Raw genomic sequence first — 24,096 nt, 5'->3', positions numbered from 1 at the left:
GACCATGGAGGAGCTGCTGCGCCTACTGGCCGAAGACGCGCCCGGGAGCGAGCTGGCCCGGGCGGCGGGCGAGGACGCGGTGGCACGGGAGCTCGCCTTGCGCATCCGGGCCGGTATGGACGCCAGCAAGAAGCGTGAGGCCGAGCTGTCCGCCCTGGTCGACGTAGCGCGTGAGTTGGCGTCAGCCCGGGACCCTGGCGGCGTACTGCACACCATCGTCCACCGCGCCCGCACCCTTGTCGGTACGGACGTCGCATACCTGACTCTGTACGACGAGACACGCGGTGACACGTACATGCGGGCCACCGACGGCTCGGTGTCTGCGGCTTTCCAACAGCTGCGACTACCTCTGGGCGCGGGGCTGGGCGGGCTGGTCGCAGAAACGTACAAGCCGTACTGGACCGCGGACTACCCCTCGGACAGGCGTTTCCGGCACACTCTGCCGATCGACGACGCTGTCGGCGAGGAGGGCCTCGTAGCCATCTGCGGTACGCCGCTTGTCGTGGACGGGGCCTTCGTAGGCGTGCTGTTCGCGTCCAATCGGACGCGGCGGCCGTTCAGCCGTGATGAGGTGTCCCTGCTCGGTTCACTCGCAACACTGGCCGCGGTGACGCTGGTACAGGTACGGGCCGCGGCTGAGACCGCTGCGGCCTTAGACCAACTGTCCGCCGCACACGCCGGCGTGGAGCATGCAGCCGCAGCACATGACCGCTTTGCCGACATCGTGTTGTCCGGCGGGGACGTGGACGCCATAGCTGCCGCGTTGGCCGAGCTGCTGGGCGTGTGGGTCGTACTGGTTGATGCCAGCGGCAACGAGCTGGCCAACGCCGGTCAGGTCCCTGGTACGCCGGTTCCGTGGCAGGAGTCGTCCTCTGGTCGTTTGACGCGCAGCGGTGACTGCTGGGTCGTGGCAGCGACGGCCAAGGGTGAACGGCTCGGCGCGCTGGTCATCGGCGGCGCTGACGACCTGTCTGGTGCTGACCAACGCATCGTGGAGCGGGCAGCCGTTGTCACCGCACTGGTCCTCCTGTTCCGCCGGCAGGCGGCCGAGCAATCTCAACGTGCACAGGCGGATCTCCTGGCCGATGTACTCAGTGGAAGCGCCGACCCGCGCACCCTGACAGATCGGCTCCGACTGCTCGCGCCTAACCACAGAAACGACCGCCTGGTCGTCGCCGTGTGCCGCGGCGACCACTCCGGCGTACTGGCTCGACTGTCTGCACCACTGGAGGACCGCCTGGTCCTATCTGGTCCGTACGGCGGCGACCTGGTCCTGCTGTTCACTCGTACGAAGGCTGTGTCCGCGGCACGGGACCTGTCTGACTTGGCGAAGCGTAGTGGCGTGACCGTTGCCGTGACAGGACCTGCAGCGTGGGGAGACCCATTGGTGGAGGCGCACCGGCAGGCAGTCCGTCTTGTCACCACGATGGTCCGGCTGGGGCGTACCGGTGAGTCTGCAACTCCGGACGACCTCGGAGTCGCAGGACTCGTGGGAGCATCCGAGGTCGACGTACACGCCCACGTGCAGCACATACTCGGCCAGGTCCTCGACTACGACGCAGACCGCGGCACCGACCTCATCGGCACGATGCAGGCGTACTTCGCCGCCGGCCAAAGCCCAACCCGGGCGGCAACGTCGTTGCACATCCACCCAAACACCGTCCAGCAACGGCTGGACCGCATCACCGCACTCCTCGGCGACGGCTGGCAGTCACCGGACCGCGCCCTCGACGTGCAGGTAGCTCTCCGCCTCCGCTCCGCCCTCGGCTGAGCGCTGTCAGCCGTTCGGACGACAGCGCGTCATCCAAAGGTGCGGACTTGTCATCCGTTCACCCGCTGTGACGAATCTCCCCGAGACAGCACTCTTTAGGCCAGGTCAGCGCGTTCGCGGTGACACAGCGTGGCGCCGGGGGGTGCTGAAATGTCAGGTGGACGCATCATCACGGTGTTCGCGGCCAAGGGTGGCTGCGGTAAGACGACCGTCGCTACGAATCTGGCTGTCACGCTGTGCGCCCGCGGCACCCGACGCGTCTGCTTGATCGACCTGGACCTGCAGTTCGGCGACGTCGCCTGCACACTCGGCCTGCGCGCGGAGCGGAGTCTGTGTGATGCCTTGCAGCGGGACGACGCGCTGACGGCCGAGGACGTCGCCGCCGTCATGACCACGTTCCGGCCCGGGCTGGACTGCCTGCTGGCGCCAAGCGGTCCGGGGGCCGCGGCGCAGATCTCGCCGGAGCTGATCGAGGACCTGCTGTACATCGTGCGCGACATGTACCACTACGTGGTCATCGACACCCCCTCGCAGTTCAACGCTTCGGTGCTTGTCGCGCTGGACGCCGCAGACCATCAGGTGCTGGTGGCAACTCCGGAGCGACCGTCGCTGAAGAACCTGCGGCTCACACTCGACATCCTCGACCTGCTGTACGACGCCAGCGCACGGTCGGTCGTCATCAACCGCTGCGACAACCGCACCGGCCTCACTGCCGCCGACGTGGACCAGTTGCTCCGGAGCCCGATCACGGCGCAACTCCCCAACTGGACCGATGTACCCGCCTCGATCAACCGCGGTGAACCCATCGCGGTCGGCTACCCCGACCACCCCGTCAGCGTCGCCATCCACCACCTGGCCGACGCCCTGGCCGCCAACGACGGGAGGTGCAGCCGCGACCCGCCCTCCGCGTAGCACCACCTCGCAACTCATCAAACCCTTTGTACAGAAAGAGAAACCCATCATGCTCAACCGAATCCGCGAAGCCCGGCGCAACCAGGCCGGCTTCACCCTGATCGAACTCCTGATCGTCATCGTCATCCTCGGCGTCCTCTCCGGCATCGTCGTCTTCGCAGTTCAGGGCATCCAGGACCGCGGCTATGCAGCCGCCTGCAAGTCGGATGTGAAGAGCGTCGAGGTGGCCGTCGAGGCGTACTACGCCAAGAACGGGACCTGGCCGGCGCAGGCCGATCTCACGGGAGGCACCAGCCAGTTCCTGCGCAGCTGGCCGACCAGCACTAAGTACGCGGTCACGCTCGGCAGCGGTGGCGCGGTGACGGTCGCCCCAGCCTGCGACACCCTCTGACGCCGACCTGAGCTCCGGTGGGGAGGGACGGCCCCAAGCGCCCTCTCCCCACCGGTTTCCATCTTCCGACTCCTGGAGAGCACCATGATCAGTCTTGCTCGTGGCGGCCGGGTTGACCTGCTGCTCGAAGAGCTTTGGAAAGCGGGCGGCACGGACTTGCTGCTGACCGCGGGCATGCCACCGCAGATCCGCGTCCACGGCAGCCTGTACGCCGTACACGGTCTGGACGCCCTGACTCGCGACGACACCGACAGCCTGCTGAACGAAGTACTGACCGCAGAGCAGGCCGCCGACTGGAACACCAAGCACGAACACGATTTCTCGTTCTCCTGGCGCGACGAGGCCCGGATCCGCGGCAACGCGTTCACGCAGCGCGGTGACACTGCTGTCGCGCTCCGGATGATCCCGCGCCAGATCCCGACGATGGAAGAGCTCGGCCTGCCGCCCGTCCTGTACGACTTCGCCCGCAAGCACCAGGGCCTCGTCCTCGTCACCGGGCCGACCGGCTCCGGCAAGTCGACCACGCTCGCCGCGATGATCGGCAAGATCAACGCCGAGCGCGCCTGCCACATCATCACGATCGAGGACCCGATCGAGTACGTCCACGACCACAAGCTGTCCGCAGTGAACCAGCGCGAGGTCGGCAGCGACACCGCGAGCTTCCCGGACGCACTGCGCTCCGCTCTCCGCGAGGACCCCGACGTACTGCTCGTCGGTGAGATGCGCGACCTTGAGTCCATCCGCTTCGCCCTCACCATCGCCGAGACCGGCCACCTGGTGTTCGCGACACTGCACACCAATGACACCGCGCAGTCCCTGGCCCGCATCGTCGACGTCTTCCCAGGCGAACAGCAGGCCCAGGTCCGCGTCCAGCTCGCGGCGGCCCTCACGGGTGTGGTCTACCAACGACTGATCCCGCGGATCGGCGGCGGCCTGATCGCGGCGTACGAAGTGATGGTTGCCGACGCAGCCATTCGCAACCTGATCAAGGAAGGCAAGACCCACCAACTGCGGAACTCGGTCGTCACCGGCCAGCGCGACGGCATGGTCACCTTGGAGCAGTCGCTGTCCACGCTGGTGCAGAACGGCGTCGTCACGTACGACGACGCGGTCGCACGCAGCCTCTACCCGAAAGACGTCGAGGCGCGGCCGCGGCTGCGGGCGGGGGTGCCGGCATGAAGCTCCGCAAGGCGCAACCCGAGCCGCGGCACGCCGCACCCAACGCGAGGCCCGAGGTGCTTCCGGCCGCCACCGAACAGGATCTACACATCGAGCGGACCAGAGCACGTCATCTGGCCGAGCAGTACCAACTCGATCTGGCCGACCTGCGTACCGTCAGCCCGGATCCGGCCGCGGCCGCACTGATCGACGAGCAGACCGCGCGTGCCCTCGTCGCCGTACCGCTCGCTCTTCAGGACGACGTCGTCACCGTCGCCGTTGCCGACCCGTCGATTGTCGACGATCTGCGATTCGCGCTCGGCCGGCGGGTGATCCTCAGGCTGGCGGCCCCGACGGACATCCTGCACGCGATCGGTACGGCGTACCGCGCGCTGACCGGAATCGACGACCGGGTCAAGGTCTTCGAGGCTCGTGACGCGGTCCGTAAGGACATCCGCGACGACGCACCGGGCGCCAGTGACGACGCGCCCGTGGTCCAGGTCGTGCAACTGGTGATCACCCAGGCGCTGCGCGACCGCGCGTCGGACGTGCACATCGAACCGCACGGCGACCGCGTCCGGGTCCGGTACCGCATCGACGGCGCGCTGCACGACGTCCTCGAACTGCCCGGCTCGATCGGGCCTGCCGTCGTCAGCAGGATCAAGATCCTCTCCGACCTCAACATCGTCGAGCGCCGCCGGCCGCAGGACGGTCAGATCAGCATGGACGTCGAGGGGCGGCCGGTCGACATCCGGGTCTCCACGACGTCCGTCGTCGGCGGCGAGAAAGTGGTGCTCCGGTTGCTGGACAAGAGCCGGCCGCTGTACCGGCTCGAGCAACTCGGGATGCCGAACCAGATGGCAGCGACGTACTCGAGCCTGCTGAGGGCACCGTACGGCATGGTCATCTGCGCCGGACCCACCGGCAGCGGCAAGACCACGACGCTGTACGGATCGCTCGGTGAGATCAACAGTCCCGAACGCAACATCATGACGATCGAGGACCCGGTGGAGTACACCTTCGACTCGATCAACCAGATCCAGATCAACGAGGCGGCCGGCATCACGTTCGCCGGCGGACTGCGGTCGATCCTGCGGCAGGACCCGGACGTGATCCTGGTCGGCGAGGTGCGCGACGTCGAGACCGCGCGGATCGCCGTACAGTCCGCGCTGACCGGGCACTTCGTACTCTCGTCACTGCACGCGACCGATGCCGCGACCGCGCTGCATCGCCTTCTGGACATGGGGATCGAGACCTTCCTGATCGCGTCCTCGGTGACCGCCGTGGTCTCCCAGCGCCTGGTACGGCGGGTCTGCACGAACTGCCGCGAGTACTACGAACCGAAGGCCGAGGAGCTCGCGTTCCTCGCCAGCGCGGGTGGAGGCACCCCGGCCGACGGCTTCGTCCGTGGTGCCGGCTGCAACTTCTGCGCGCACACCGGCTTCCTGGAACGGACCGGTGTGTACGAGCTGATGCCGGTGTCCGACGCCATCCGCGAGCTGGTCGTGGACCGCGCGTCACACGACGAGATCCGCAAGGTCGCACGGTACGAGGGCATGCGCACGCTGACCGAGGAGGGCGTCCGCCTGGTCGAACAGGGCGTCACCACCATCGGTGAGGTCATGCGATCCATCTACATGGTCGGGAGCTGACCGATGACCAGATACGCGTACGTCGCGATCGCACCGGACGGCCAGGTCGCGAAGGGAACCACCAAGGCGGAGAACCGTGAAGAGGCCGAGCTCGCGCTCTACGAACGCGAGCTGCGGGACATCCGCGTCACCGAGAAGCGCAGCGTCCTGCAGCTCGAGATCACGCCGCGCAAGGTGAAGCGCGAGGAGGTCATGCACCTGTCGCGCCAGCTGGGCGCTTTCATCAAGGCCGGCCTGCCGCTGATCGACGCCGTACACTCCCTCGGCGAGGAAGCGGACAACGCCTCGGTACGACGGATGATGGCGGAGGTCGAGCACGGTCTGCGGGGTGGTGAGAAGCTCTCGGACTGCTTCGACCGGCACCCGAAGATCTTTCCCGAGTTCTACCGCGGCATCCTCCGCTCGGCGGAGTTGAGCGGGCAGTTGGACACGGTGCTCGGCCAGTTGGCGAAGTACCTGGAGCGCGACCTCGAGGCGCGCCGCAAGGTCAAGCAAGCCATGATCTACCCGTCGATCGTGGCGATCATGTCGCTGGTCACGGTGGTCGTCCTGTCGGCGTTCGTGCTGCCGCGCTTCAAGGACTTCTTCGCCAGCCTGCACGCCACCTTGCCGTTGCCGACCCGGATGCTGCTGGCGGTCACGGACTTCTTCACCGCCTGGTGGTGGGCGCTGGGCGGCGTCGCGGTCGCACTCGGTCTGCTGATGTTCGGCGTCGTACAGACGCACGGCGGCCGCTACCTGCGGGACAAGCTGTTCCTCGCGCTACCGGTGCTCGGCAACACCATCCAGTTCGCACTGGTCGAACGCTTCTGCCGCATCCTGTCGTCGATGGTCGGCGCCGGTGTGCAACTCCCGGAGGCCCTCCGCGTCGCCACCGGTTCACTGCCGAACCTGGTGTTCAGGCGCTCCCTCGGCGTGGCAGGCGAGGCTTTGCTGGAGGGGGAGGGCCTGGCACGTCCACTCGCCGCGACCAAGCTCTTCCCCAAAACGGCAGCGCAGATGATGCGCGTCGGCGAGGACACCGGAACGCTGGACACCCAACTCGAAGTCACCGCCGTCTACTACGAGGGCGAACTCGACTACAAACTCAAGAAGCTGATCGGCCTCTTCGAACCCCTCGTCATCGTCGTCATGGGCGTCATCGTCGGCTTCGTCGCGGTAGCCCTGGTCTCCGCCATGTACGGCATCTTCCGCCAGGTCCAAACATGACCGCGGACGAACGCGGCGAATCGCTGCTGGAGGTACTGATCGCCGTTGCCATCATGGGAATCGCCGTTGTTGCCCTCATGGCCGGCCTCACCACGTCGATCATGATGTCGGACATCCACCGCAAGCAGGCGACCACCGGTGAGTACGTCCGCGACTATGCGGAGGCGATCGAGTCCGCGCTGACGTCCAGCACCTGCACCAGTTCCACGCCCGCGGCCGGATGTTACAAGGCCTGCTCGGCCGGGTCGTGGTACGAGAACCCTGCCGGCTTCAGCGTCCCGACCGGCTACAGCCGGAGCGTAGTCGCCGGGTCGTCGAAGTACTGGAACGGCACCAGCTGGCAGTCGACCTGTGGCACCGACACGGGCGTGCAACAGGTCACCGTCCAGGTGGCGAGCAGCGACGGCCGGGCCAGCGAGCGGATCGTCGTCGTACTCCGTAAGCCCTGCCGGATGGAGGACTCACTATGCGGCTGAGAAGGCGCGGCGATGCCGGGTTCACGCTGGTGGAGCTTCTGGTGGCGGTTGCGATCCTTGGCGTGATCACCGTGCCGCTCGCCAACGTTGTGATCGGCATGCTGCGCAACACCGGCGACACCGCTGACCGGCTCGCGCTGTCGCACGACGCCCAGATCAGCGCGGCCTACTTCGGTGCCGACGCGGCCGCAACGGGAGTCCGTGACTACTCACTTCCGCCGACGCCAGGTGCGCCCGTCCCTTATCTGCCATCAGTCCAGCTGAACGCGGCCTTCGACGCCGGCGGTCAGGTCTGCGGTACGCCGACGACGCCCGTTGCGGCTGTCCGGCTGTTGTCCGACGACTACGACACCTCGGCGAGTCCGCCGGCCGCCCGGGTGTCCGTCGTCGGCTACTACCTGACGACGACCGGAACAGTTCGGGAACTGCACCGGATCAAGTGCGTCGGCTCGTCGCCACCGGTCGATCTGGTCGTCGCCCACTACGTCGATCCGGCGAGTGTCGCGGTGACGTGCTCGAGCACCTGCGGGGCCACGACGCCGCCGCAGCAGATCACCTTGTCGTTCACATCTGTGAAGGGAACGGTGGCCGCCTATCCGGTCACACTCGTCGGCCAACGGAGGCAGTCATGATTCGTCGCCTACGCGGCATCCGCAGAGATGAGAGCGGCGCTGCCCTGATCCTGGCCATGGTCATCGTCACCGTGCTCGCACTCGGCCTGGCCGCTCTGCTCACGCTCTCGGACACCAGCATCCGGACGACGGTGGGCCTGCGCAGCCAAGTGGCAGCGACGTACGACGGCGACGGTGCGACTCAGGCGGCCGTCAACGCCGTTCGCAACAGTACGTTCGACGGCTCGGCCGGCACGCACTGCTTCGGCTCCGCTGACACTCTTCACCTCGACCACTTCTACGGCGCCGACTCCGCGGCGGTGAAGTGCTCACCCGACCCGGCGAGGGTTCCGATCCACTGCATCTCGCTGCCGGTCTGCAATCGGCCCAGCAATGCGATCCTGACGCTGGGAAGTGTGTCCGGTGAGGACGGCCTCCATATCGACCAGCCGAACAGCGGCTCGGTGTTCCGGGTCCACGGGCGGATCTTCTCCAACTCGACCATCAACGTCACCAGTGGTGTGCTGAGCACCAACACCCAGGTGTACGCGCGGGGAAGCTGCCGCGGGACGATTCAGAGCACTCCACCTCCCGCCGCCTGCAACTACACGGGCTCCAACCCGGACGGCCCGGACCCGAACTACCAACCCGCAGCCGATATCGCGGACATCCCGTACCGCACGCTGCCGACGTGCAGGACCCCGAACTCGGTCGTGACCTTCCTGCCGGGCTACTACGACGACGCCAAAGGGCTGTCGGACATGATGGCGGGAAACAGCTCCTGCAAGCACAGCACGTGGTGGTTCACGCCGGGTCCGTACTACTTCGACTTCCACAACACCGGCAACAACGCGAATCCCCTGCTCAACTCCAACGGAGGGAACATCTGGACCGTCAACGACGGGTACCTCGTTGCCGGCACACCGATCGACTCGTCCGGTACCCAACTGGCAGCTCCTCCCGTTGCGCCGACGATCCCCGGTGCCTGCCACAACCCGATAGATCCGACCGACCAGAACTCCGCGCTGCCAGGCGTGCAGTTCATCTTCGGCGGTGACAGTCAGCTGGTCGTCAAGGCAGCCGAGGCGGAGGTATGTGGTACCTACAGCGGGGACAAACCGCCTGTAGCCATCTATGGCTTGAAGTCCGGAGCGGAAACGACGACTGCGCTGACCGGGACGAACGCGTTGAAGCCGACCGGTGTCAACCCGTCCACCAGTTTCAGCGACGCGTCGGCAGCCAAGCTGGCCGCAGTCGACGGGTCGTTCACGACGTGGACGAGTGCTGCGCCGAACACAAGCGGAGTGATCACCTCCAGCGGGTTCGCGCCGTCGTCGCCCATCCCGGCGGGATCCGTTCTGCAGTCTGCCTTCGTCAAGGTCACGCATCGGCACACCAATCCTGGATCGACCGACGATCTGAGCGTGTCACTGGCGACGGGGGCCGGCCCGAACCTCGTCGGTTCCGTCACCGGACACGCCGGTGTGACCCCGGCGGGTGCGTTCGTGACCGACTCGATTCAGGTCGACACAACTCGCACCGGTGCGCTCGCGAAGGCAATCCACGCAGGCAACTTCACAGGAGCCACCATCGCGGTCACCGCGAACCTGTCGGCGCAATCGGACACCGAGGACATTGATGCGATCCAGCTCGAGCTCAAGTACACCCCACCGGCGTTCCGCGCCGCCGGCGGCTGCGTGACGGCGGGTCCGTACACGCGCGGCGGCAGTACCGGGTGCGCGGTCGTGAGCACGATCAACACGTCGGGCAACCTCTTCTACGTCCAAGGAACTACGTATGTCCCGACGGGCGTCGTCGACATCACCCTCAACAACGCCGTCGAGCAGGTCTTCCGCTTCGGGGTGATCGCGCGATCGGCGTGGATCAAGCTCACCGGCAGCTTCTCGTTCGACGGTCCCGTGATCGAGGTCCCGGACGACACACCTGGATCTGTGTTCAGCGTCTACTTCACGACGTACATCTGTCCGGCGGCGGACACCTGCGATACCAGCGGAAGTCCGGTCCTCCGAGCGCGGGTCGCGTTCGCCGACAGCGATCCGGCCGCTCCGGTTGCCGGCCAACGGCAGGTCTCGGTCCTGGGCTGGTCGAGACCGTGACAGCCCTGATCGCCCTCCTCGGACTGGCCGTCGGTTCGTTCCTGAACGTGGTCGTTTACCGCGTGCCACGCGGAGAGTCCGTGGTCCGGCCGCCGTCGCACTGTCCGCGGTGCCTGCGGCCGGTTCGCGGGCGACACAACGTCCCGGTGATGGGCTGGCTGATGCTCCGTGGGCGGTGTGCCGACTGCCGGTTGCCGATCAGCATTCGGTACCCGCTGGTGGAGTTGGCGACCGGTCTGCTGTTCGCCGCAGTCGCGTGGCGGATCGGTGGCACGGCGGCGCTTCCGGCGTACCTGTGGTTCACGGGGGCCGGTGTGGCGCTCGCGTTGATCGATCTCGACGTACGGCGGCTGCCGAACGCGATTGTGCTGCCGTCGTATCCCGTGCTGGCGGTCCTGCTGACCGGTGCTGCTGCGTGGCAGCACGACTGGTGGGCCCTTGCCCGGGCCGCCATCGGTGCGACGGCGTTGTTCCTGTTCTATTTGGCGCTCGTGCTGGTGTACCCGCCCGGGATGGGATGGGGCGACGTGAAGCTTGCAGGCCTTGTCGGGGGCGTGCTGGCGTACCTCTCGTGGACTGCGCTGGTGGTCGGGGCGATGACGGCCTTCGTACTGGGCGCGTTGATCGGTCTCGGTGCGTTGGCTGGACACCGCGGTGGCCGGAAGACCGCGTTGCCGTTCGGGCCGTTCATGGTCGCCGGCGTGCTCGTCGCTGTCTTCGCCGCGGCGCCCATCGCCGGCTGGTATGTCGCCCTGCTGAGCTGACAGCTCGCAGACTCGTCGAGGTCCCGATAAGAAGGGACCAAAGACCCTGCCCTCCCGCCGCTCGCGTTACCTAGGGTAACGGCGCCACGGGGAGGAACATATGAGTGTTGAGAGCAGCGTTGCCACGCCGCAACTTGGTTACCGGGTGTTTAGGTCGTTTAGATTAAAAGCACCCATCGCGAGGGGCGTAACAACCTGTTGCGGGCGCCCGATCATAGTTACAGCACGTGATAGTCGTCACGCTGCGCTGGGGCTTCCACGGGGGCAATCATGAGCGGACCGATCACCGTCGTTGTCGTAGACGGCCACACCTTGACCAGATATGGGCTGGTCGGACTGGTCAGTGCCGACGCGGAGATCACCGTCGTCGGAGAGTGCGGCCACGGCGCCGAGGCGCCGGCCCAGATCGCGACGGCTCACCCCGACGTAGTGGTCCTCGACGTGCTGCTACCGGACATCGACGGTCTTCAGCTCGCCCGGGAACTGCGTGACCGCTATCCGGCGCTCGGCATCGTCGTACTGACGGCCGACAACCAGGACGACGTACTGTTTCGGGCGCTGGAGAGCGGTGCGTCCGCGTTCGTGGCGAAGACCGCTCCGAACGCCGAACTGCTCGGAGCGATCCGCCACGCGGCCGTGGCCGCGTCCTCGTTCACCGCAACCGGTCTCGCACAGGCCCTGGCCCGGCGAGGACGTACCGGCGGCAAGGCGCTCACGCTGAGCCCCCGGGAACGCGAGGTGCTGGCGTTGCTCGCCCGCGGTCGGTCGGTGCCGTCGATCGCCGGCGAGATGTACGTGAGCGTGTCGACCGCGAAGACCTACGTTGCCCGCCTGTACGAGAAGCTCGGCGCTACGAACCGGGCGAACGCGATCATGACCGCACTACGTCTGGGGCTCATCACCACCGAGCTGCCGGCCATCGCCTGACGTCTAGGGCACCAGTACGAGCCGCCCGCGTACCCCACCCTCCGCGAGCCGTTTGTATGCCTGCTGCGCGTTGCTGAGCTCGTAGGTGTCAGCCACTCGCGTGGAGATCACCTTGGTTTCTACCAGGCGTGCGAGCTCTGCCAGGTCGTCGCGGTTCACGTGGACGAACAGTTGCTCCACGGTGATGCCCCGCAGGTGGGGCGGTCGGGGACCGCCCTGCAGGTGGACGTGGCGTCCGGCGTTGCGCACGGCTTCCTGCGCACCGATTCCGGCGACGGCCGCATCCACTGCGCCGTCGACGCCGGCCGGTGCGATTCGTCGTACGGCCGCCGCCAGGTCTGCGGTCCGCTCTACGAAGTGGTCGGCGCCCAGGCGACGTACCAGCTCCTCATCGCTTGCTGCTGCGCTGGCGATGACCGTTTTACCTAGGTGCTTGGCCAGCTGTACCGCGTATCCGCCGACGCCGCCTGCGGCACCTGTCACCAGCACTGACTCGCCTTGGACTGCCTTGAGTGCCTGAAGCGCGGTGAGTCCGTTGAGCCCGTACGTCGCTGCTCTTACGAGCTCCACGCCGTCAGGGGCTCGGGTGACTGTGTCTTCGTCCAGTACGACGTACTCCGCGTGTGTTTTGAGGGTCTGTGCCAGCAGGTCAGCCACGCCGACGACCGGCGTACCTACCTGCAGTTCGACGCCCGACCCAACTGCGTCCACGTGCCCGGCCACGTCCCAACCGAGGCCGAACTGCTCCCGCGGAGCGGTCAGGCCGAACTCGGCCGGCGCCCCGCTCGCGACCGCCAGATCGACCGGGTTGACCGCGGCCGCTGCCACCTTGATCCGTACTTGACCCGCGGCCGGCTCGGGTACGTCGGTCTCGACCAACTCGATCGCCTCCGGCCCTTCGAGCCGCCGGGCCACCAGTGCGCGCATATCGTCTCTCTCCTTGATGCGTGGGTTTGAACACCACTGTCGGAGAGCTACTCTCTGCTGGGAAGTACGCACTTCGGAGTGCCTAGCGAACGACGAGGAGAGTCATGCCGACCCGCACCGCAGCCCAGCGTCGTGAAGAGGCCGCCCGGGAGTACGACGCGTTCCTGGCGACCTGCCCGGCGCGGCAGCTCCTCGACCGGATCAGCGACAAGTGGGTGACGCTGATCCTCACGGCCCTCGCCGACGGCCCGCAGCGGTACTCCGACCTGTCCCGGCGGATCGCCGGCGTCAGCCAGAAGATGCTCACGCAAACCCTCCGCTCGCTGGAACGCGACGGGCTCCTGACCCGGTCCGTCACACCTTCCGTGCCTGTCCGCGTCGACTACGACCTGACGCCGCTGGGGCGCACGCTGATGCCGCTGATCGCCTCCATCAAGTCCTGGGCCGAATGCCACATGCCCGAGGTCAACGCCGCGCGGAGCGACTACGACCACGTGAGCGCTTCCGCATGACCGCGTCCGATCGCCGCGTGGTCGTTGTCGTCGTACCCGGCACCGGCACGTGGGCCCCACCCGGTCGAGACCCTGAGGCGTGGCGGTTGGCGTTGGCCGAGGACACGTACGAGGTCCTCGCCGCGCTGGACCGCGTCGACGTCGCGATGGCCGTTGCCGGCGATGAGGGCGCTGTGGCGTCTGTCGGCGCATTGACGTGGCCGGGGACGCCGACGTACGCCGTCGATCCCGCGCGACCCGTCCTGCACGCGGTGGAACTCGCCGGGCCGGCCGCGGCAGTCGTGGCCGTGTCCCACGACGTACCCGACCTGCCAGGGCTGTTGATCGGCAAACTGTTCCGCGCGCTGGCCCATGCTGATGTCGCCGTAACCCCGGCTGAGGACGGCACCCTGGCGGCGATCGGGGTCAACGTCCCGACCGCGGACTGGGTCAACGAACTTGCGCCGACCTTCGACACCGCGCTCACCGACCTCGAGGCCCGCAAACCTCGACGCCACGCCGTCGCGGTCGGGCCCGGATGGCACCGATTGCGATCGAACGTTGACTTAGCGCGACTGGATCCAGGCCTGGAAGGCTGGGACGCAACCCGATCCATACTTCGTCACTCCTGAGCCGTCACCTTCTTCCCGACCGCTCGTTCACCATGCAGCAGGGACTTCGGGGGAAGCCCAGCGCTCTTCGCCGATGCCGTTCAGGGGCGGTACCCGACGAACCCAACCGCATCGGGGGGATGCGGCGGGGATCAGTACAGATGCGGCACATCGCGCGGCCGGGGGACCGCGCTCACCCTGAAACGCCACATCAACCGGACGCACGGGGCAGCAGGACGGCACGGTCAGGTGACCAGGCCGAGGGGCACGGGGACGCTGTACACACGTTGGAGGGCCCATCAACGGGGAGCGGTACCAAGGGGGGAACACGGGGGCGTCGGTACGACGGGGTGCAGGGATCGGCGTGGGGTGCGCTGGGACGCCTGTGGTGTGGGGATCCCGTTGTAGGGATGCATGGGGAAGCAGAGCTGGGGTGCTCTGCATGGGAGGTGGGCCGGCTGACTCGAGCCGGCCCACAGGCTTTTGCCCGTATCAGGCCTGAGGTGTGTGCTGAAGTGCGCGCGCCGCGAGGGCCTGAACGCTGGCGTCGGTATCCGGTGGAAGAGCGTCGAGCGGGTACCACGCGAGATCGTCCGACTCGTCGCTCACGACGTACTGCGTGTTCGTCGTCGCTGTCACCAGGAACTGGACGTCCAGGTGATACGCACCGGCGCAGCCGCCCGCTTCGAGCAGATGACGCGAGAGCTGTAGTGGTTGCGGGCTGACTGTCAGCCCGGTCAGCCCGGATTCCTCGGTTGCCTCGCGCAGAGCGGCGCCGGCCAGCGTCGTGTCGCCGGGCTCGCAATGGCCACCCAGTTGCAGCCATCGGCCAACCGTCTTGTGCAGCGTGAGCAGAGTCTTCTCGCCGGTGGCATCAACCACCAGCGCGCTCGCAGTCACATGCTCCGGACGGCACGTCCTCCACATACCGTCCGCATGTTCGCGCAGATGCCGCATATAGTGGCGTTGCAACTCCTCCTGCTCGGAGTCCGGCGCACTCCACCCCGCCAGCACTGCGACCGCATCCCCATGAAGCATGCGCCCAGTCTCCCAGCCCCCGGGGCGGTGGGGAGCGTTGGGCTACTTCGGGCTATCGCCGGTGTCGCCGGTGTCGTCCTTGGGGTCGTCCTTGGGGTCGGTGGGGTTGTCGAGGAAGTCGGTGATGTCGATGTTGGAGAGCTCGCCGGCATGCTGGGCGAAGCCGATGGGGTCGTCGAGGTCGCTGGTGCTGGGCATCAGGTCGGGGTGGGACCAGAGGTTGTCGCGGCCTTCGGTGCCGCGGGCGTCGCGGACCGCAGCCCAGAGGTTGGCGGCGTCCCGGAGGCGGCGGGGGCGGAGTTGGAGGCCGACGAGGGTGGCGAACGTCTGCTCGGCGGGGCCGCCGGCCGCGCGGCGGCGGCGTACGGTCTCGGCGAGCTGGATCGCGGCCGGCATCCGGTCCTTGGTGGCTTCGCGGACGACGTCGTCGACCCAGCCTTCGACCAGCGCGAGGGTGGTCTCGAGCCGGACCAGGGCGGCCTTCTGCTGCTCCGAGTCCTCGGGCTCGAACAGTCCGCCGGCCAGCGCTTCCTGCATGGCCTCCGGGTTCTGCGGGTCGATGTCGGCCATCGCGCGCTCGATCTTGCCGGTGTCGACCTCGATCCCGGCCGCGTAGTCGGCGACCGCGGCGAGCAGGTGCTGCCGCAGCCACGGGACACCGGCGTACAGCCGCTGGTGCGCGACCTCGCGCAGCGCCAGGTACAGCCGGACGTCCTCGTCGGTCAGCCCGAGCCCTTCGGCGAACTTGGCCACGTTGTCCGGCAGCAGGATCGCCTGGCCGGTCGGGCCGAGCGGCAGGCCGATGTCGGACGAGCTGACGACCTCGCCGGCGAGCTCGCCGAGACCCTGGCCGACCTGCGCGCCGAACACAGATCCGCCCAGCTGCCGCAGCATCCCCGCCATCGGCCCCGCGAACTGCTGCGCCTCGGCGGGCAGGGCGTTGCCCATCGCGCCGGCGACGTGCTCGGCCACCGGGTCGACGATCGTCTGCCAGACCGGGAGCGTGTTCTCGACCCACTCGGCGCGGCTCCACGCCTGCGACGTCGCGGAGACCTCGGGGAGCGTGGTCGCGTCGTCCAACCAGTGCTCGGCGAGACGGACCGCATCGGCGACCCGGTCGCTGTCGGTTGCCGTCATCGACCGGTCCCCGGCGGCGGAGACGGTCTTGCGGGCAATGTCCTTGGCCAGGTCCCAGTTCACCGGCTTGCCGTCGGTCGACCCGCTCAGCAGCTGCTGGACCTGGGCGAAGATCGCGTTCAGGTCCGGGGCGCCGCCCGCGCCGGCCGCACCGGAGAACTGCGAGAACATGGCCTCGAACGGCGTTCCCTTGAACGGGTTGTCCGGGTTGTCCGGTTCGTCGCTCATCGATGGGCCTTCCTGTGCGGGTGGGGCGTACTACTCCAAACGTACTGGTTCGCTCCACCAGTTCCGCCCCGGGTGAACGCAGTACTTCTGGTGTTCGCCGCAGGCAGAGCCGGGAGACGGGCCGGCAACTAGGTGAGCAGGGCAACAGCTCCTCCGGGTGTACGCCGGACCACGCACCGGAGCGCCCGGGGACGCCGGAGGGGGAGCGGATGTCGGGGAACTGCGGGCCCGGAGGGAGAATTGCGTGGCGGGGGATGGAATGGTGGGGTGTGCAGGTCGGTGACCCGGCGGGAATGAGGAACGGATGAGCGACGCGATCAGGCTGCTGGACATTCGCGACGGCGCGTTGTCCAGTGACGAGGTGCTGGCCGCCGTCGCCGATCCGTCGGCGGGCGGAACTGCGCTTTTCATCGGCACTGTGCGCAACCACGACCAGGACCAGCCGGTCGACAGGCTGAGCTACGAGGCGCATCCGGACGCGCTCGAGCACCTGCGGAAGGTCGCGCAGCGCGTCTGCGACGACCCCGCGGTGACCGCGCTGGCGGCCGTGCACCGGACCGGGGATCTGGTGATCGGCGACGCCGCGGTGATCGTCGCGGTGGCCGCATCGCACCGCGACGTCGCGTTCGCCGCGTGCCGGCAGCTGATCGACGACCTCAAGGCCGAGGTCCCGATTTGGAAACACCAGCACTTCACCGACGGTGGCAGCGAGTGGGTAGGAGCGCACTGACACGTACTCTGGGCGCATGAAGGTGGCCGGATGAAGGTTTTGGCGTGGCTGGTGTTCCCGCTGGTCGCCACGCTGCTCGCGATGTGCTGGGCAGGCTGGCGCGGGTGGCGAAGCCGCGAGCCACGCCGGTCCGGGGGGCCGTTCGCCTCGGTGGACGAGTTCCGCCGCTTCAACGCCGCGCTGGCGGCTCCCGGTCCGCGGGCCACTCCGGAACGTCGCCGGGGTCTGGGTCGTCGTAACCATCAGCCGGTCTCCGAGGACCGTGGCTCCGGCTCCACCAAGATCGCAGGGCAGGGTTCGTGACACGTCGTACCGCCACATTGGTCACCTCGATCGTCGTACTCGTCGTCTCGCTGGGACTGGTGACCGCCTTCCCGGTGCCGTTCGTCTCGTTCAGCCCGGGACCGGTCAAGGACACCCTCGGGTCGGCCAAGAACAAGCCGGTCATCGAGATCACCGGCCACGAGACGTTCCCGACGTCCGGGCAGCTGGACCTGACCACCGTGTCGGTCACCTCGCCGGACCGGCAGTTGACGCTTCCGCAGGCGATGCGGAACTGGCTGGACCCGCACCACGACCTGTTCCCGCGCGACATCATCTATCCGCCGAGCCAGAGCGCCGACGAGGTGGAGCAGCAGAACACCGCGGAGATGACCGGATCCCAGGACAGCGCGGTCGCTGCCGCGTTGCAGGCGGCGAACGTCCCGTTCCACACCAAGGTGTCGACGGTCGCCGACAAGTCGCCGGCCCAGGGCAAGCTGAAGCCCGGCGACCTGGTGCTGGCCGTCGACGGTCACGCGGTGACGCAGATCCCGCAGGTGGGAGACCTGGTCCGCAAGCACAAGGTCGGCCAGAGCGTGGTTTTCCTGATCCGCCGCGGCACGGCCGAGCAGACGATCGAGCTGAAGACCGCCGCGACGCCCGGCGAACCGACCCGGCCGATGGTCGGAATCACGATCGGTGTCGACTCGCCGGTGAAGGTGACGGTCAACCTCGGCCAGGACATCGGCGGCCCGAGTGCGGGCACCGCCTTCGCGCTGGCCATCTATGACAAGCTCACACCGGGTGCGCTGCTGAACGGGAAGCACGTCGCCGGCACCGGGACGATCGACGCGCTCGGCCAGGTCGGTGCTATCGGCGGCATCCAGCAGAAGATCGCCGGTGCGAGGAACGACGGCGCCACGGTGTTCTTGGTCCCGGCGCCGAACTGCGCGGCCGCGCTGCACGCGGACGTCGACGGCATCCAGCTGGTGAAGATCAGCACGCTGAGCGGCGCGATCAGCGCGCTGAAGGCAGTCGCCAGCGGTCAGGGAGACGTCCCGTCGTGCAGCTGACGAGCCACCTGAACGACCTGAACGAACAGGCCAGCCGAAGGGAAGATCAGCCGGCATGGAATCCGTAGGAACGCTGCCTCCCGACGCGCTCAGCAGCGCGGTCGTCGAGATCGAGAAACACGTGAGCAGCGCGGGCTGGGACCAGCCCGCGCAGTTGTTCGCGCTGGTCCCGACCGCGGAACTGCTCCGTGCCGAACCGCAACTGGCCGCCGAACTCGGCGCCGAGGACGCGTCCCAGCCGCTGACCCCGGTCGCCCAGGGCGAGCTTCCGGGCGGTGTCGACGACGCCAACCTGGCCGACACCCTCGGCCGGATCGAGTGGCCGGACGGGGTCGCCGGCTGTGCGCTGGCGATCGAGCGGATCGTACTCCCGGCCTCCGCCGAGTCCGGGCTGTCCAGCGCCGAGTCGGACGCGGAGCTGGCCCGGCTGGCGGGCAGCGACCCGCGTCGGCACGAGGTCCGGATGGTCGCCGCGGTGCTCCGCGAGGGCGACCGGTTCGGCGCCGTCCGGCTGCGCGCGCACGACGAGGACAGCGCGGTGCTCACCGGCGTCGACTTGGTCCCCACGCTGTGCGAAGTACTGTCTTTGACATTCGAACCTTCGGTCGGCAGCCGGTCGGCTGCGGGTTCCGGGGTCGATGGCGACGACGAGGAGAAGCGACCATGAGCGACGGCGTCTACGACATGCCGGACGAGCCGCCTGCCCGGAGGAGAGGACGACCGGGCGGTCGCCCTCGTGCCCTGCTGCCGACGATCGCCACGCTGATCGTCCTGCTGATCCTGTTCAGTGTCTTCACCGACGTCTGGACCCAGCGGCTCTGGTACCGATCGATCGACTTCGGCACGGTGTTCAGCACGGTGCTCGGCACCCGGGTGCTGCTCTTCGTGGTGGTAGGCCTGCTGATGGCCGCGGCTGTCGTCGCGAACATCGTCGTTGCGTTCCGCACCCGTCCGCGGGTCGCGCTCGCCCCGTCGCCCACCCCGGGATTCGAGCGGTACGGCGATCTGCTGCAGCAGCACGCGAAGGTCGCGGTCGGCGTGGTCGCCACGCTGATGCTGATCTTCGGCGGCTCGGCCGCGTCGGGAGAGTGGAAGGTCTTCCTGGCCTGGAAGAACCGGACGCCCTTCGGTGTCACCGACAAGCACTTCAACAAGGACATCTCGTTCTTCGTCTTCGACTACCCGTGGCTGCGTGTGCTGCTCGGCTTCGGGTACTCGATCGTGCTGCTGTCGCTGGTCGCCGCGATCATCACGCACTACCTCTACGGCGGCTTCCGCCCGTCCGCCAAGGGTCAGAAGGCCTCCGGTGCGGCGCAGGTGCAGTTCTCGGTGCTGCTCGGGCTGCTCGTGCTGCTCAAGGCGTTCAGCTACTGGCTGGACCGCTACGGCCAGACAACGTCCGACGGGAGACTCTTCACCGGTATCTCCTATACCGGTGACAACGCGATCCTGCCGAGCAAGGAGATCCTCGCGGTCATCGCGGTGCTCTGCGCCGGACTGTTCTTCGCGAACGTGGTCCGGCGGACGTGGCTGCTGCCCGGCGTCGGCACGGTCGTACTGATTCTGTCGGCGATCCTGCTCGGCGCGCTCTGGCCGGCCGCCCTTCAGCAGTTGCGGGTGCGCCCGAGCGAGCCGGTGAAGGAAGCGCCGTACATCACCAAGAACATCGAGGCCACGCGGCAGGCCTACGGGCTCGAGAACACGCAGGTCACCGAGTACGAGGCGCAGACCACGGCCAAGCCGAGCGAGCTCACCGCCGACGCCGAGGTACTGCCCGGTATCCGGCTGATCGACCCGACCGTGATCGGGCCGACGTTCGAGCAGCTCCAGCAGGTCCGGGGGTTCTACTCGTTCCCGACTGATCTGGACGTGGACCGGTACAAGATCAAGGACAAGAGCAGCGACACCGTCATCGCTGCCCGCGAGGTCCAGATCGACAAGCTGCCCGCCGGCCAGCGGAACTGGAACAACGACCACACCGTCTACACCCACGGCTACGGCGTCGTCGCGGCGAACGGCAACCAGCGGGCCTCCGACGGTACGCCGGTCTGGACCGAGAAGGACCTGCCGCCGAAGGGCGATCTCGGCGACTACGAGCCGCGGATCTACTTCGGGGAGCAGTCGCCGGACTACTCGATCGTCGGCGCCCCGAAGGGGTCCTCGCCGGTCGAGCTGGACACCCCGGAGGGCACGAACGGCGGCGACCCGACCCTGAACACCTATGAGGGCAAGGGCGGCGTCAAGATCGGGTCCTTCTTCAACCGGTTGCTCTACGCAACCAAGTTCCGGGACGCGAACATTCTGCTGTCCAGCCGGGTGAACTCGGACTCCAAGATCCTCTACGACCGCAGCCCGCGCGACCGGGTCGAGAAGGCGGCGCCCTGGCTGACGCCGGACGGCGACCCGTACCCGGCGATCGTGGACGGCCAGGTGGTCTGGATCGTCGACTGCTACACCACCTCGGACAACTATCCGTACTCCGAGAAGGTGGCGCTGGACGACAGCACCCGGGACACCACCACCGGCCGCGGCACGATCGCGCAGCAGCCGAGCGAGAAGATCAACTACATCCGGAACTCGGTCAAGGCGGTCGTGAACGCGTACGACGGCTCGGTCGACCTCTACGCGTGGGACGAGAGCGACCCCGTGCTGAAGACCTGGATGAAGGCCTTCCCCGGCACGGTCAAGCCACGTGCGGACATCTCGCCCGCGTTGATGTCGCACCTGCGCTACCCCGAGGACATGTTCAAGGTGCAGCGCGATCTGCTCGCGAAGTACCACGTCACCGACGCCGGGACCTGGTACCAGAACAGTGACCTGTGGCGGGTGCCCGCCGACCCGACGGCGGTGTCGGCCAGCGGCGATTCGTCGACGCAAGTCAGTCAGCCTCCGTTCTATCTCTCGTTGCGGATGCCGGATCAGACCGATCCGAAGTTCTCACTGACCTCGGTGTACGTGCCGAACGGTGAACGGGAGAACCTGACGGCGTTCATGGCGGTCGATTCCGAGGCCACGTCGCCGGACTACGGCAAGTTCCGGGTGCTGCGATTGCCGGGGAACCTGCAGATCCCCGGTCCGGGGCAGGTGTACAACAAGTTCCAGACCGACGAGGGCATCAGACAGGCGTTGCTGCCGATCAACCAGCCGAACAGCGGCGCCAGAGCCCAGTTCGGGAACCTGCTGACGTTGCCGCTCGGCGGTGGTCTGCTCTACGTCCAGCCGGTGTACTCGTCGCGGACCAGCGGGCCGGGCAACTATCCCGTCCTGCGGTACGTCCTGGTGTCCTTCGGGGACAATGTCGCCTACGGGGCGACGTTGCAGGAAGCTCTCGGCAAGGTGTTCAACACCAACGTCGACACGGGCGAGAACCCGCCGGGAACCAAGACGCCACCGGCACAGACGAACCAGACGGTCAAGCAGGCCCTCGCCGATGCCGAGGCCGCGTACAAGCGGGCACAGGCCGCCCTCATGAAGGGTGACCTCGCCGGTTACCAGTCGAACGTGAACCAGATGAAGGCCGCGCTCGACCGCGCCTCCGCCGGCGCGTCGGCGACACCGACGCCGACTCCGACGTCGACACCGTCACCGACGCCGTCCGGAAGCCCCTCGGACTCGACGACACCGTCGAGTCCGCCGAGCTCTCCGACCGGCTGACCGCTGGGCTGCTCCCCGGGGCGGCGACACCGACCACACGTCGGCGTCGCCGCCCCGTACGTCTGTCCGGGTGCCTACGGCATCAGGACTGCCCGGGGCGGAAACCGGCCGCGGTGTCCAGCACGTCCTCGTCGGTGAAGCGCTCGTGGTCGATGGTCACCTCCGCCGCGAGGCCCGGCTCGATGAAGTAGAACACCTCGTCACCGGCGAACAGGCCGTCGTACCCGCCGACCTTGACCGGGGTGAGCTGCCAGCCCGGGTCCTTCTCCTCGTACTCGACGAGGAAGTCCTTCAGGATCTCGAGGTTGGTGAGCTTGTCGCCTCGGATCGTCTTCACAGTCAGGTCGACCTTGAACGCGCCCTCGGAATCCGGACCGGTCTCCCACACCCGGCTGTGGAAGGACACGTCCTCCCACTCGTAGGTGAAGTCGCTCGGCGTACCGATGCCGTCGGGAAGGTTCTCGATCACGAAGCCGTCCAAGGTGCCAGCCTTCTGCTCGGTGGATGGTGCTACGGAGGCATACGCCGGTGCTGCTGAGCCGGTCGTCGTGGACAGCCCCATCGTGGCCAGGACGACCGCGGTCCCGGCCACGATACGACGAGCGGACGGCATGACTCGGGAACCGAAAGATGAACGCGACATGACTGCCTCCTGGGGAAGGACGGCGTCCCGCCCGCTGCGAGACGCCCTTCGTGACCAAGAAGGTGCCGCGATCGCCACGCCTCAGCACCGGCGAATCCGAACCTGTGGACAACCGGCCTCAGTAGCCGATCAACCGATGCAGCCGATGGAATGTCTGCCGGAATCCGAGCCGCGGCCACGCCCGCGACGACAACAGGTTCGTCACCCGCCAGTCCGTCACCACCGACGTGTACCCGGTCTCCGTCGACCACTGCAGCACAGCCTCGCCCAACGCCCGACCCGCACCGAGCCCACGTGCAGCCGGCAGTACGGCGGCGAACCCGAGAAACCCGGCATTGTCCGGCTTCGCGAGCCCGCTGTGCGCACTCGACCGGTCCAGTGAGCATCCGACCGACGAGCCGATGACCTCACCGTTGTGCACGGCAACGAACGTCGCGTAGCCCGGATCGTCGATCGACTCCTCCCAGTCCGCGACGGCCTCCTCGTACGTCCCCGGTTCGCCGGCCGAGAACACCGGCGATCTGCCCTGATGCCGGGGAAGCACCAGGTCGAGCTCCGCGAGTAACGGAATGTCCGCGCGCGCCGCCCGACGTACGACGAGATCACGCGGCGGCGCCACGACCCCCGACGGAACCGGGCGGATCGCATGCGCGTGCTGCGAACCGAACCCCAACCGGAACCACGCGTCCACCAGTTCGGCATCGTCCGGCACCAGCACGTAATGCGCCGTACGCCCGGCATCGACCCATTGCGCAGCCACGGCGCCGTACAGGTCGCGGATGTGTTCCGGCTCACGTACGGCGTGACCCGCCGCCTCGACCCAGACGTTCGGACCCCACATCGGCGCGGGCTTCGGTGCCGCCAGCAAGTAACCGGTGAGCTCGCCTTCCTCGGCCAGGACCGCACCGGACGCGCCCTCGGACTCCCAGACCGCCGTGACCTCGACGAGCGCGAGCCGCTCGTCCTCGTAGTCGGCAGGAAGCAGCGGGTGACGCTTGCGATGCACCTGATGCCGCTGGGCGAGCAGGCCGGCCGCAGCCGGCAGATCCGCCTCCTCGAACGGGCGGAGGACTGGTCGGGACATACTCGGACGGTACGCCCGGCGCAGCGCCGGCGGAACGAGTTTTCGCCGCTCCGGTAACCGATTTGGTTGCTCGGCCCGGATCCTCTAAACTAAAGACACAACGACGCGGGGTGGAGCAGCTCGGTAGCTCGCTGGGCTCATAACCCAGAGGTCGCAGGTTCAAATCCTGCCCCCGCTACGGAAGAAGGCCCGGACCATCAGGTCCGGGCCTTCGCTTTGCAATATGGGTCT

At 67.7% G+C, this 24,096-nt stretch carries 23 protein-coding genes and 1 tRNA gene; 19 read left to right on the top strand and 5 right to left on the bottom strand.

All coding sequences use genetic code 11. From position 1 onward, the window contains the following. Positions 1–4 precede the first annotated feature (4 nt). The 11 genes from AB0M51_RS30630 (at position 5) to AB0M51_RS30580 (ending at position 11,988) form a co-directional block, all read left to right on the top strand. Complete coding sequence (locus AB0M51_RS30630) at positions 5–1,771, top strand: helix-turn-helix domain-containing protein (RefSeq protein ID WP_344193330.1); 1,767 nt, start codon at positions 5–7, stop codon at positions 1,769–1,771. Between the two features lie 150 nt (positions 1,772–1,921). After that, positions 1,922–2,683 carry an AAA family ATPase gene (locus tag AB0M51_RS30625; RefSeq protein ID WP_344193332.1) on the top strand — a complete coding sequence of 254 codons (762 nt, stop codon included), beginning with the start codon at positions 1,922–1,924 and terminating at the stop codon, positions 2,681–2,683. A 49-nt stretch (positions 2,684–2,732) separates the two neighbouring features. After that, on the top strand, positions 2,733–3,074 hold the full coding sequence (locus tag AB0M51_RS30620) for a prepilin-type N-terminal cleavage/methylation domain-containing protein (protein ID WP_363751554.1): 342 nt from the start codon (positions 2,733–2,735) through the stop codon (positions 3,072–3,074). A gap of 84 nt (positions 3,075–3,158) precedes the next feature. Then, positions 3,159–4,253, top strand: coding sequence for a type IV pilus twitching motility protein PilT (locus AB0M51_RS30615; protein ID WP_344193336.1), 1,095 nt, complete (start codon positions 3,159–3,161; stop codon positions 4,251–4,253). Further along, positions 4,250–5,884: a GspE/PulE family protein gene (locus tag AB0M51_RS30610; RefSeq protein ID WP_344193338.1), complete on the top strand. Its 1,635-nt coding sequence runs from the start codon at positions 4,250–4,252 to the stop codon at positions 5,882–5,884. Before AB0M51_RS30615 ends, AB0M51_RS30610 begins: the two co-directional genes overlap by 4 nt. Before the next feature lie 3 nt (positions 5,885–5,887). After that, the gene (locus AB0M51_RS30605; protein WP_344193340.1) at positions 5,888–7,093 is read left to right on the top strand and encodes a type II secretion system F family protein; all 1,206 of its coding nucleotides are present in this window, start codon (positions 5,888–5,890) and stop codon (positions 7,091–7,093) included. Continuing rightward, entirely contained in the window at positions 7,090–7,569 is a 480-nt protein-coding gene (locus AB0M51_RS30600; RefSeq protein WP_344193342.1) for a type II secretion system protein, read from the top strand. The genes AB0M51_RS30605 and AB0M51_RS30600 overlap by 4 nt, the downstream gene beginning before the upstream one ends. Further along, entirely contained in the window at positions 7,560–8,201 is a 642-nt protein-coding gene (locus AB0M51_RS30595) for a prepilin-type N-terminal cleavage/methylation domain-containing protein (RefSeq protein ID WP_344193344.1), read from the top strand. The genes AB0M51_RS30600 and AB0M51_RS30595 overlap by 10 nt, the downstream gene beginning before the upstream one ends. Then, positions 8,198–10,297: a hypothetical protein gene (locus AB0M51_RS30590; protein ID WP_344193346.1), complete on the top strand. Its 2,100-nt coding sequence runs from the start codon at positions 8,198–8,200 to the stop codon at positions 10,295–10,297. The genes AB0M51_RS30595 and AB0M51_RS30590 overlap by 4 nt, the downstream gene beginning before the upstream one ends. After that, positions 10,294–11,061: a prepilin peptidase gene (locus AB0M51_RS30585; protein ID WP_344193348.1), complete on the top strand. Its 768-nt coding sequence runs from the start codon at positions 10,294–10,296 to the stop codon at positions 11,059–11,061. Before AB0M51_RS30590 ends, AB0M51_RS30585 begins: the two co-directional genes overlap by 4 nt. A gap of 270 nt (positions 11,062–11,331) precedes the next feature. Then, complete coding sequence (locus AB0M51_RS30580) at positions 11,332–11,988, top strand: response regulator transcription factor (RefSeq protein WP_363751549.1); 657 nt, start codon at positions 11,332–11,334, stop codon at positions 11,986–11,988. Positions 11,989–11,991: 3 nt separating this feature from the next. Here the strand turns inward: AB0M51_RS30580 and AB0M51_RS30575 are convergent, their stop codons facing one another. Next, complete coding sequence (locus AB0M51_RS30575) at positions 11,992–12,915, bottom strand: NADP-dependent oxidoreductase (RefSeq protein ID WP_363751547.1); 924 nt, start codon at positions 12,913–12,915, stop codon at positions 11,992–11,994. A 104-nt stretch (positions 12,916–13,019) separates the two neighbouring features. Between AB0M51_RS30575 and AB0M51_RS30570 the strand changes: the two genes are divergently transcribed. Further along, positions 13,020–13,427: a helix-turn-helix domain-containing protein gene (locus tag AB0M51_RS30570; protein WP_344193354.1), complete on the top strand. Its 408-nt coding sequence runs from the start codon at positions 13,020–13,022 to the stop codon at positions 13,425–13,427. After that, on the top strand, positions 13,424–14,038 hold the full coding sequence (locus AB0M51_RS30565; protein WP_344193356.1) for a DUF2064 domain-containing protein: 615 nt from the start codon (positions 13,424–13,426) through the stop codon (positions 14,036–14,038). Before AB0M51_RS30570 ends, AB0M51_RS30565 begins: the two co-directional genes overlap by 4 nt. Before the next feature lie 471 nt (positions 14,039–14,509). On the opposite strand, the gene AB0M51_RS30560 is transcribed toward AB0M51_RS30565, so the two are convergent. Both AB0M51_RS30560 and AB0M51_RS30555 read right to left on the bottom strand, forming a co-directional pair. Continuing rightward, positions 14,510–15,055, bottom strand: a complete 546-nt coding sequence (locus AB0M51_RS30560) for an NUDIX hydrolase (RefSeq protein WP_363751544.1) — start codon at positions 15,053–15,055, stop codon at positions 14,510–14,512. 42 nt (positions 15,056–15,097) lie between these two features. Next, a complete protein-coding gene (locus AB0M51_RS30555) occupies positions 15,098–16,420 on the bottom strand; it encodes a zinc-dependent metalloprotease (RefSeq protein WP_344193361.1) in 1,323 nt (440 codons plus the stop codon). Positions 16,421–16,724: 304 nt separating this feature from the next. On the opposite strand from AB0M51_RS30555, the gene AB0M51_RS30550 reads away from it, so the two are divergent. The 5 genes from AB0M51_RS30550 to AB0M51_RS30530 are packed head-to-tail and all read left to right on the top strand — an operon-like array spanning position 16,725 to position 22,138. Next, positions 16,725–17,150 (top strand): molybdenum cofactor biosynthesis protein MoaE, encoded by a 426-nt coding sequence (locus tag AB0M51_RS30550; protein ID WP_344193363.1) that lies wholly within the window; start codon positions 16,725–16,727, stop codon positions 17,148–17,150. A gap of 30 nt (positions 17,151–17,180) precedes the next feature. Then, a complete protein-coding gene (locus tag AB0M51_RS30545; RefSeq protein ID WP_344193364.1) occupies positions 17,181–17,453 on the top strand; it encodes a hypothetical protein in 273 nt (90 codons plus the stop codon). Continuing rightward, positions 17,450–18,484, top strand: coding sequence for a PDZ domain-containing protein (locus AB0M51_RS30540; protein ID WP_344193365.1), 1,035 nt, complete (start codon positions 17,450–17,452; stop codon positions 18,482–18,484). The genes AB0M51_RS30545 and AB0M51_RS30540 overlap by 4 nt, the downstream gene beginning before the upstream one ends. A gap of 55 nt (positions 18,485–18,539) precedes the next feature. Next, entirely contained in the window at positions 18,540–19,151 is a 612-nt protein-coding gene (locus tag AB0M51_RS30535; RefSeq protein WP_363751540.1) for a PPA1309 family protein, read from the top strand. Continuing rightward, positions 19,148–22,138 (top strand): UPF0182 family protein, encoded by a 2,991-nt coding sequence (locus AB0M51_RS30530; RefSeq protein WP_363751538.1) that lies wholly within the window; start codon positions 19,148–19,150, stop codon positions 22,136–22,138. The genes AB0M51_RS30535 and AB0M51_RS30530 overlap by 4 nt, the downstream gene beginning before the upstream one ends. Positions 22,139–22,220: 82 nt before the next feature. Here AB0M51_RS30530 and AB0M51_RS30525 read toward each other — a convergent pair whose 3' ends face one another. Then, a complete protein-coding gene (locus tag AB0M51_RS30525; protein WP_363751536.1) occupies positions 22,221–22,781 on the bottom strand; it encodes a hypothetical protein in 561 nt (186 codons plus the stop codon). Between the two features lie 118 nt (positions 22,782–22,899). Further along, a complete protein-coding gene (locus AB0M51_RS30520) occupies positions 22,900–23,865 on the bottom strand; it encodes a GNAT family N-acetyltransferase (RefSeq protein WP_363751534.1) in 966 nt (321 codons plus the stop codon). Between the two features lie 104 nt (positions 23,866–23,969). Here AB0M51_RS30520 and AB0M51_RS30515 point away from each other — a divergent pair. Further along, a tRNA-Met gene (locus AB0M51_RS30515) sits at positions 23,970–24,043 on the top strand. Positions 24,044–24,096: the final 53 nt, after the last annotated feature.

Origin of the sequence: Kribbella sp. NPDC051137 (assembly GCF_040682535.1) — a bacterium.
GTDB classification, from domain to species: Bacteria; Actinomycetota; Actinomycetes; order Propionibacteriales; family Kribbellaceae; genus Kribbella; species Kribbella karoonensis.
This window is presented reverse-complemented; position numbering and strand designations above follow the sequence as displayed.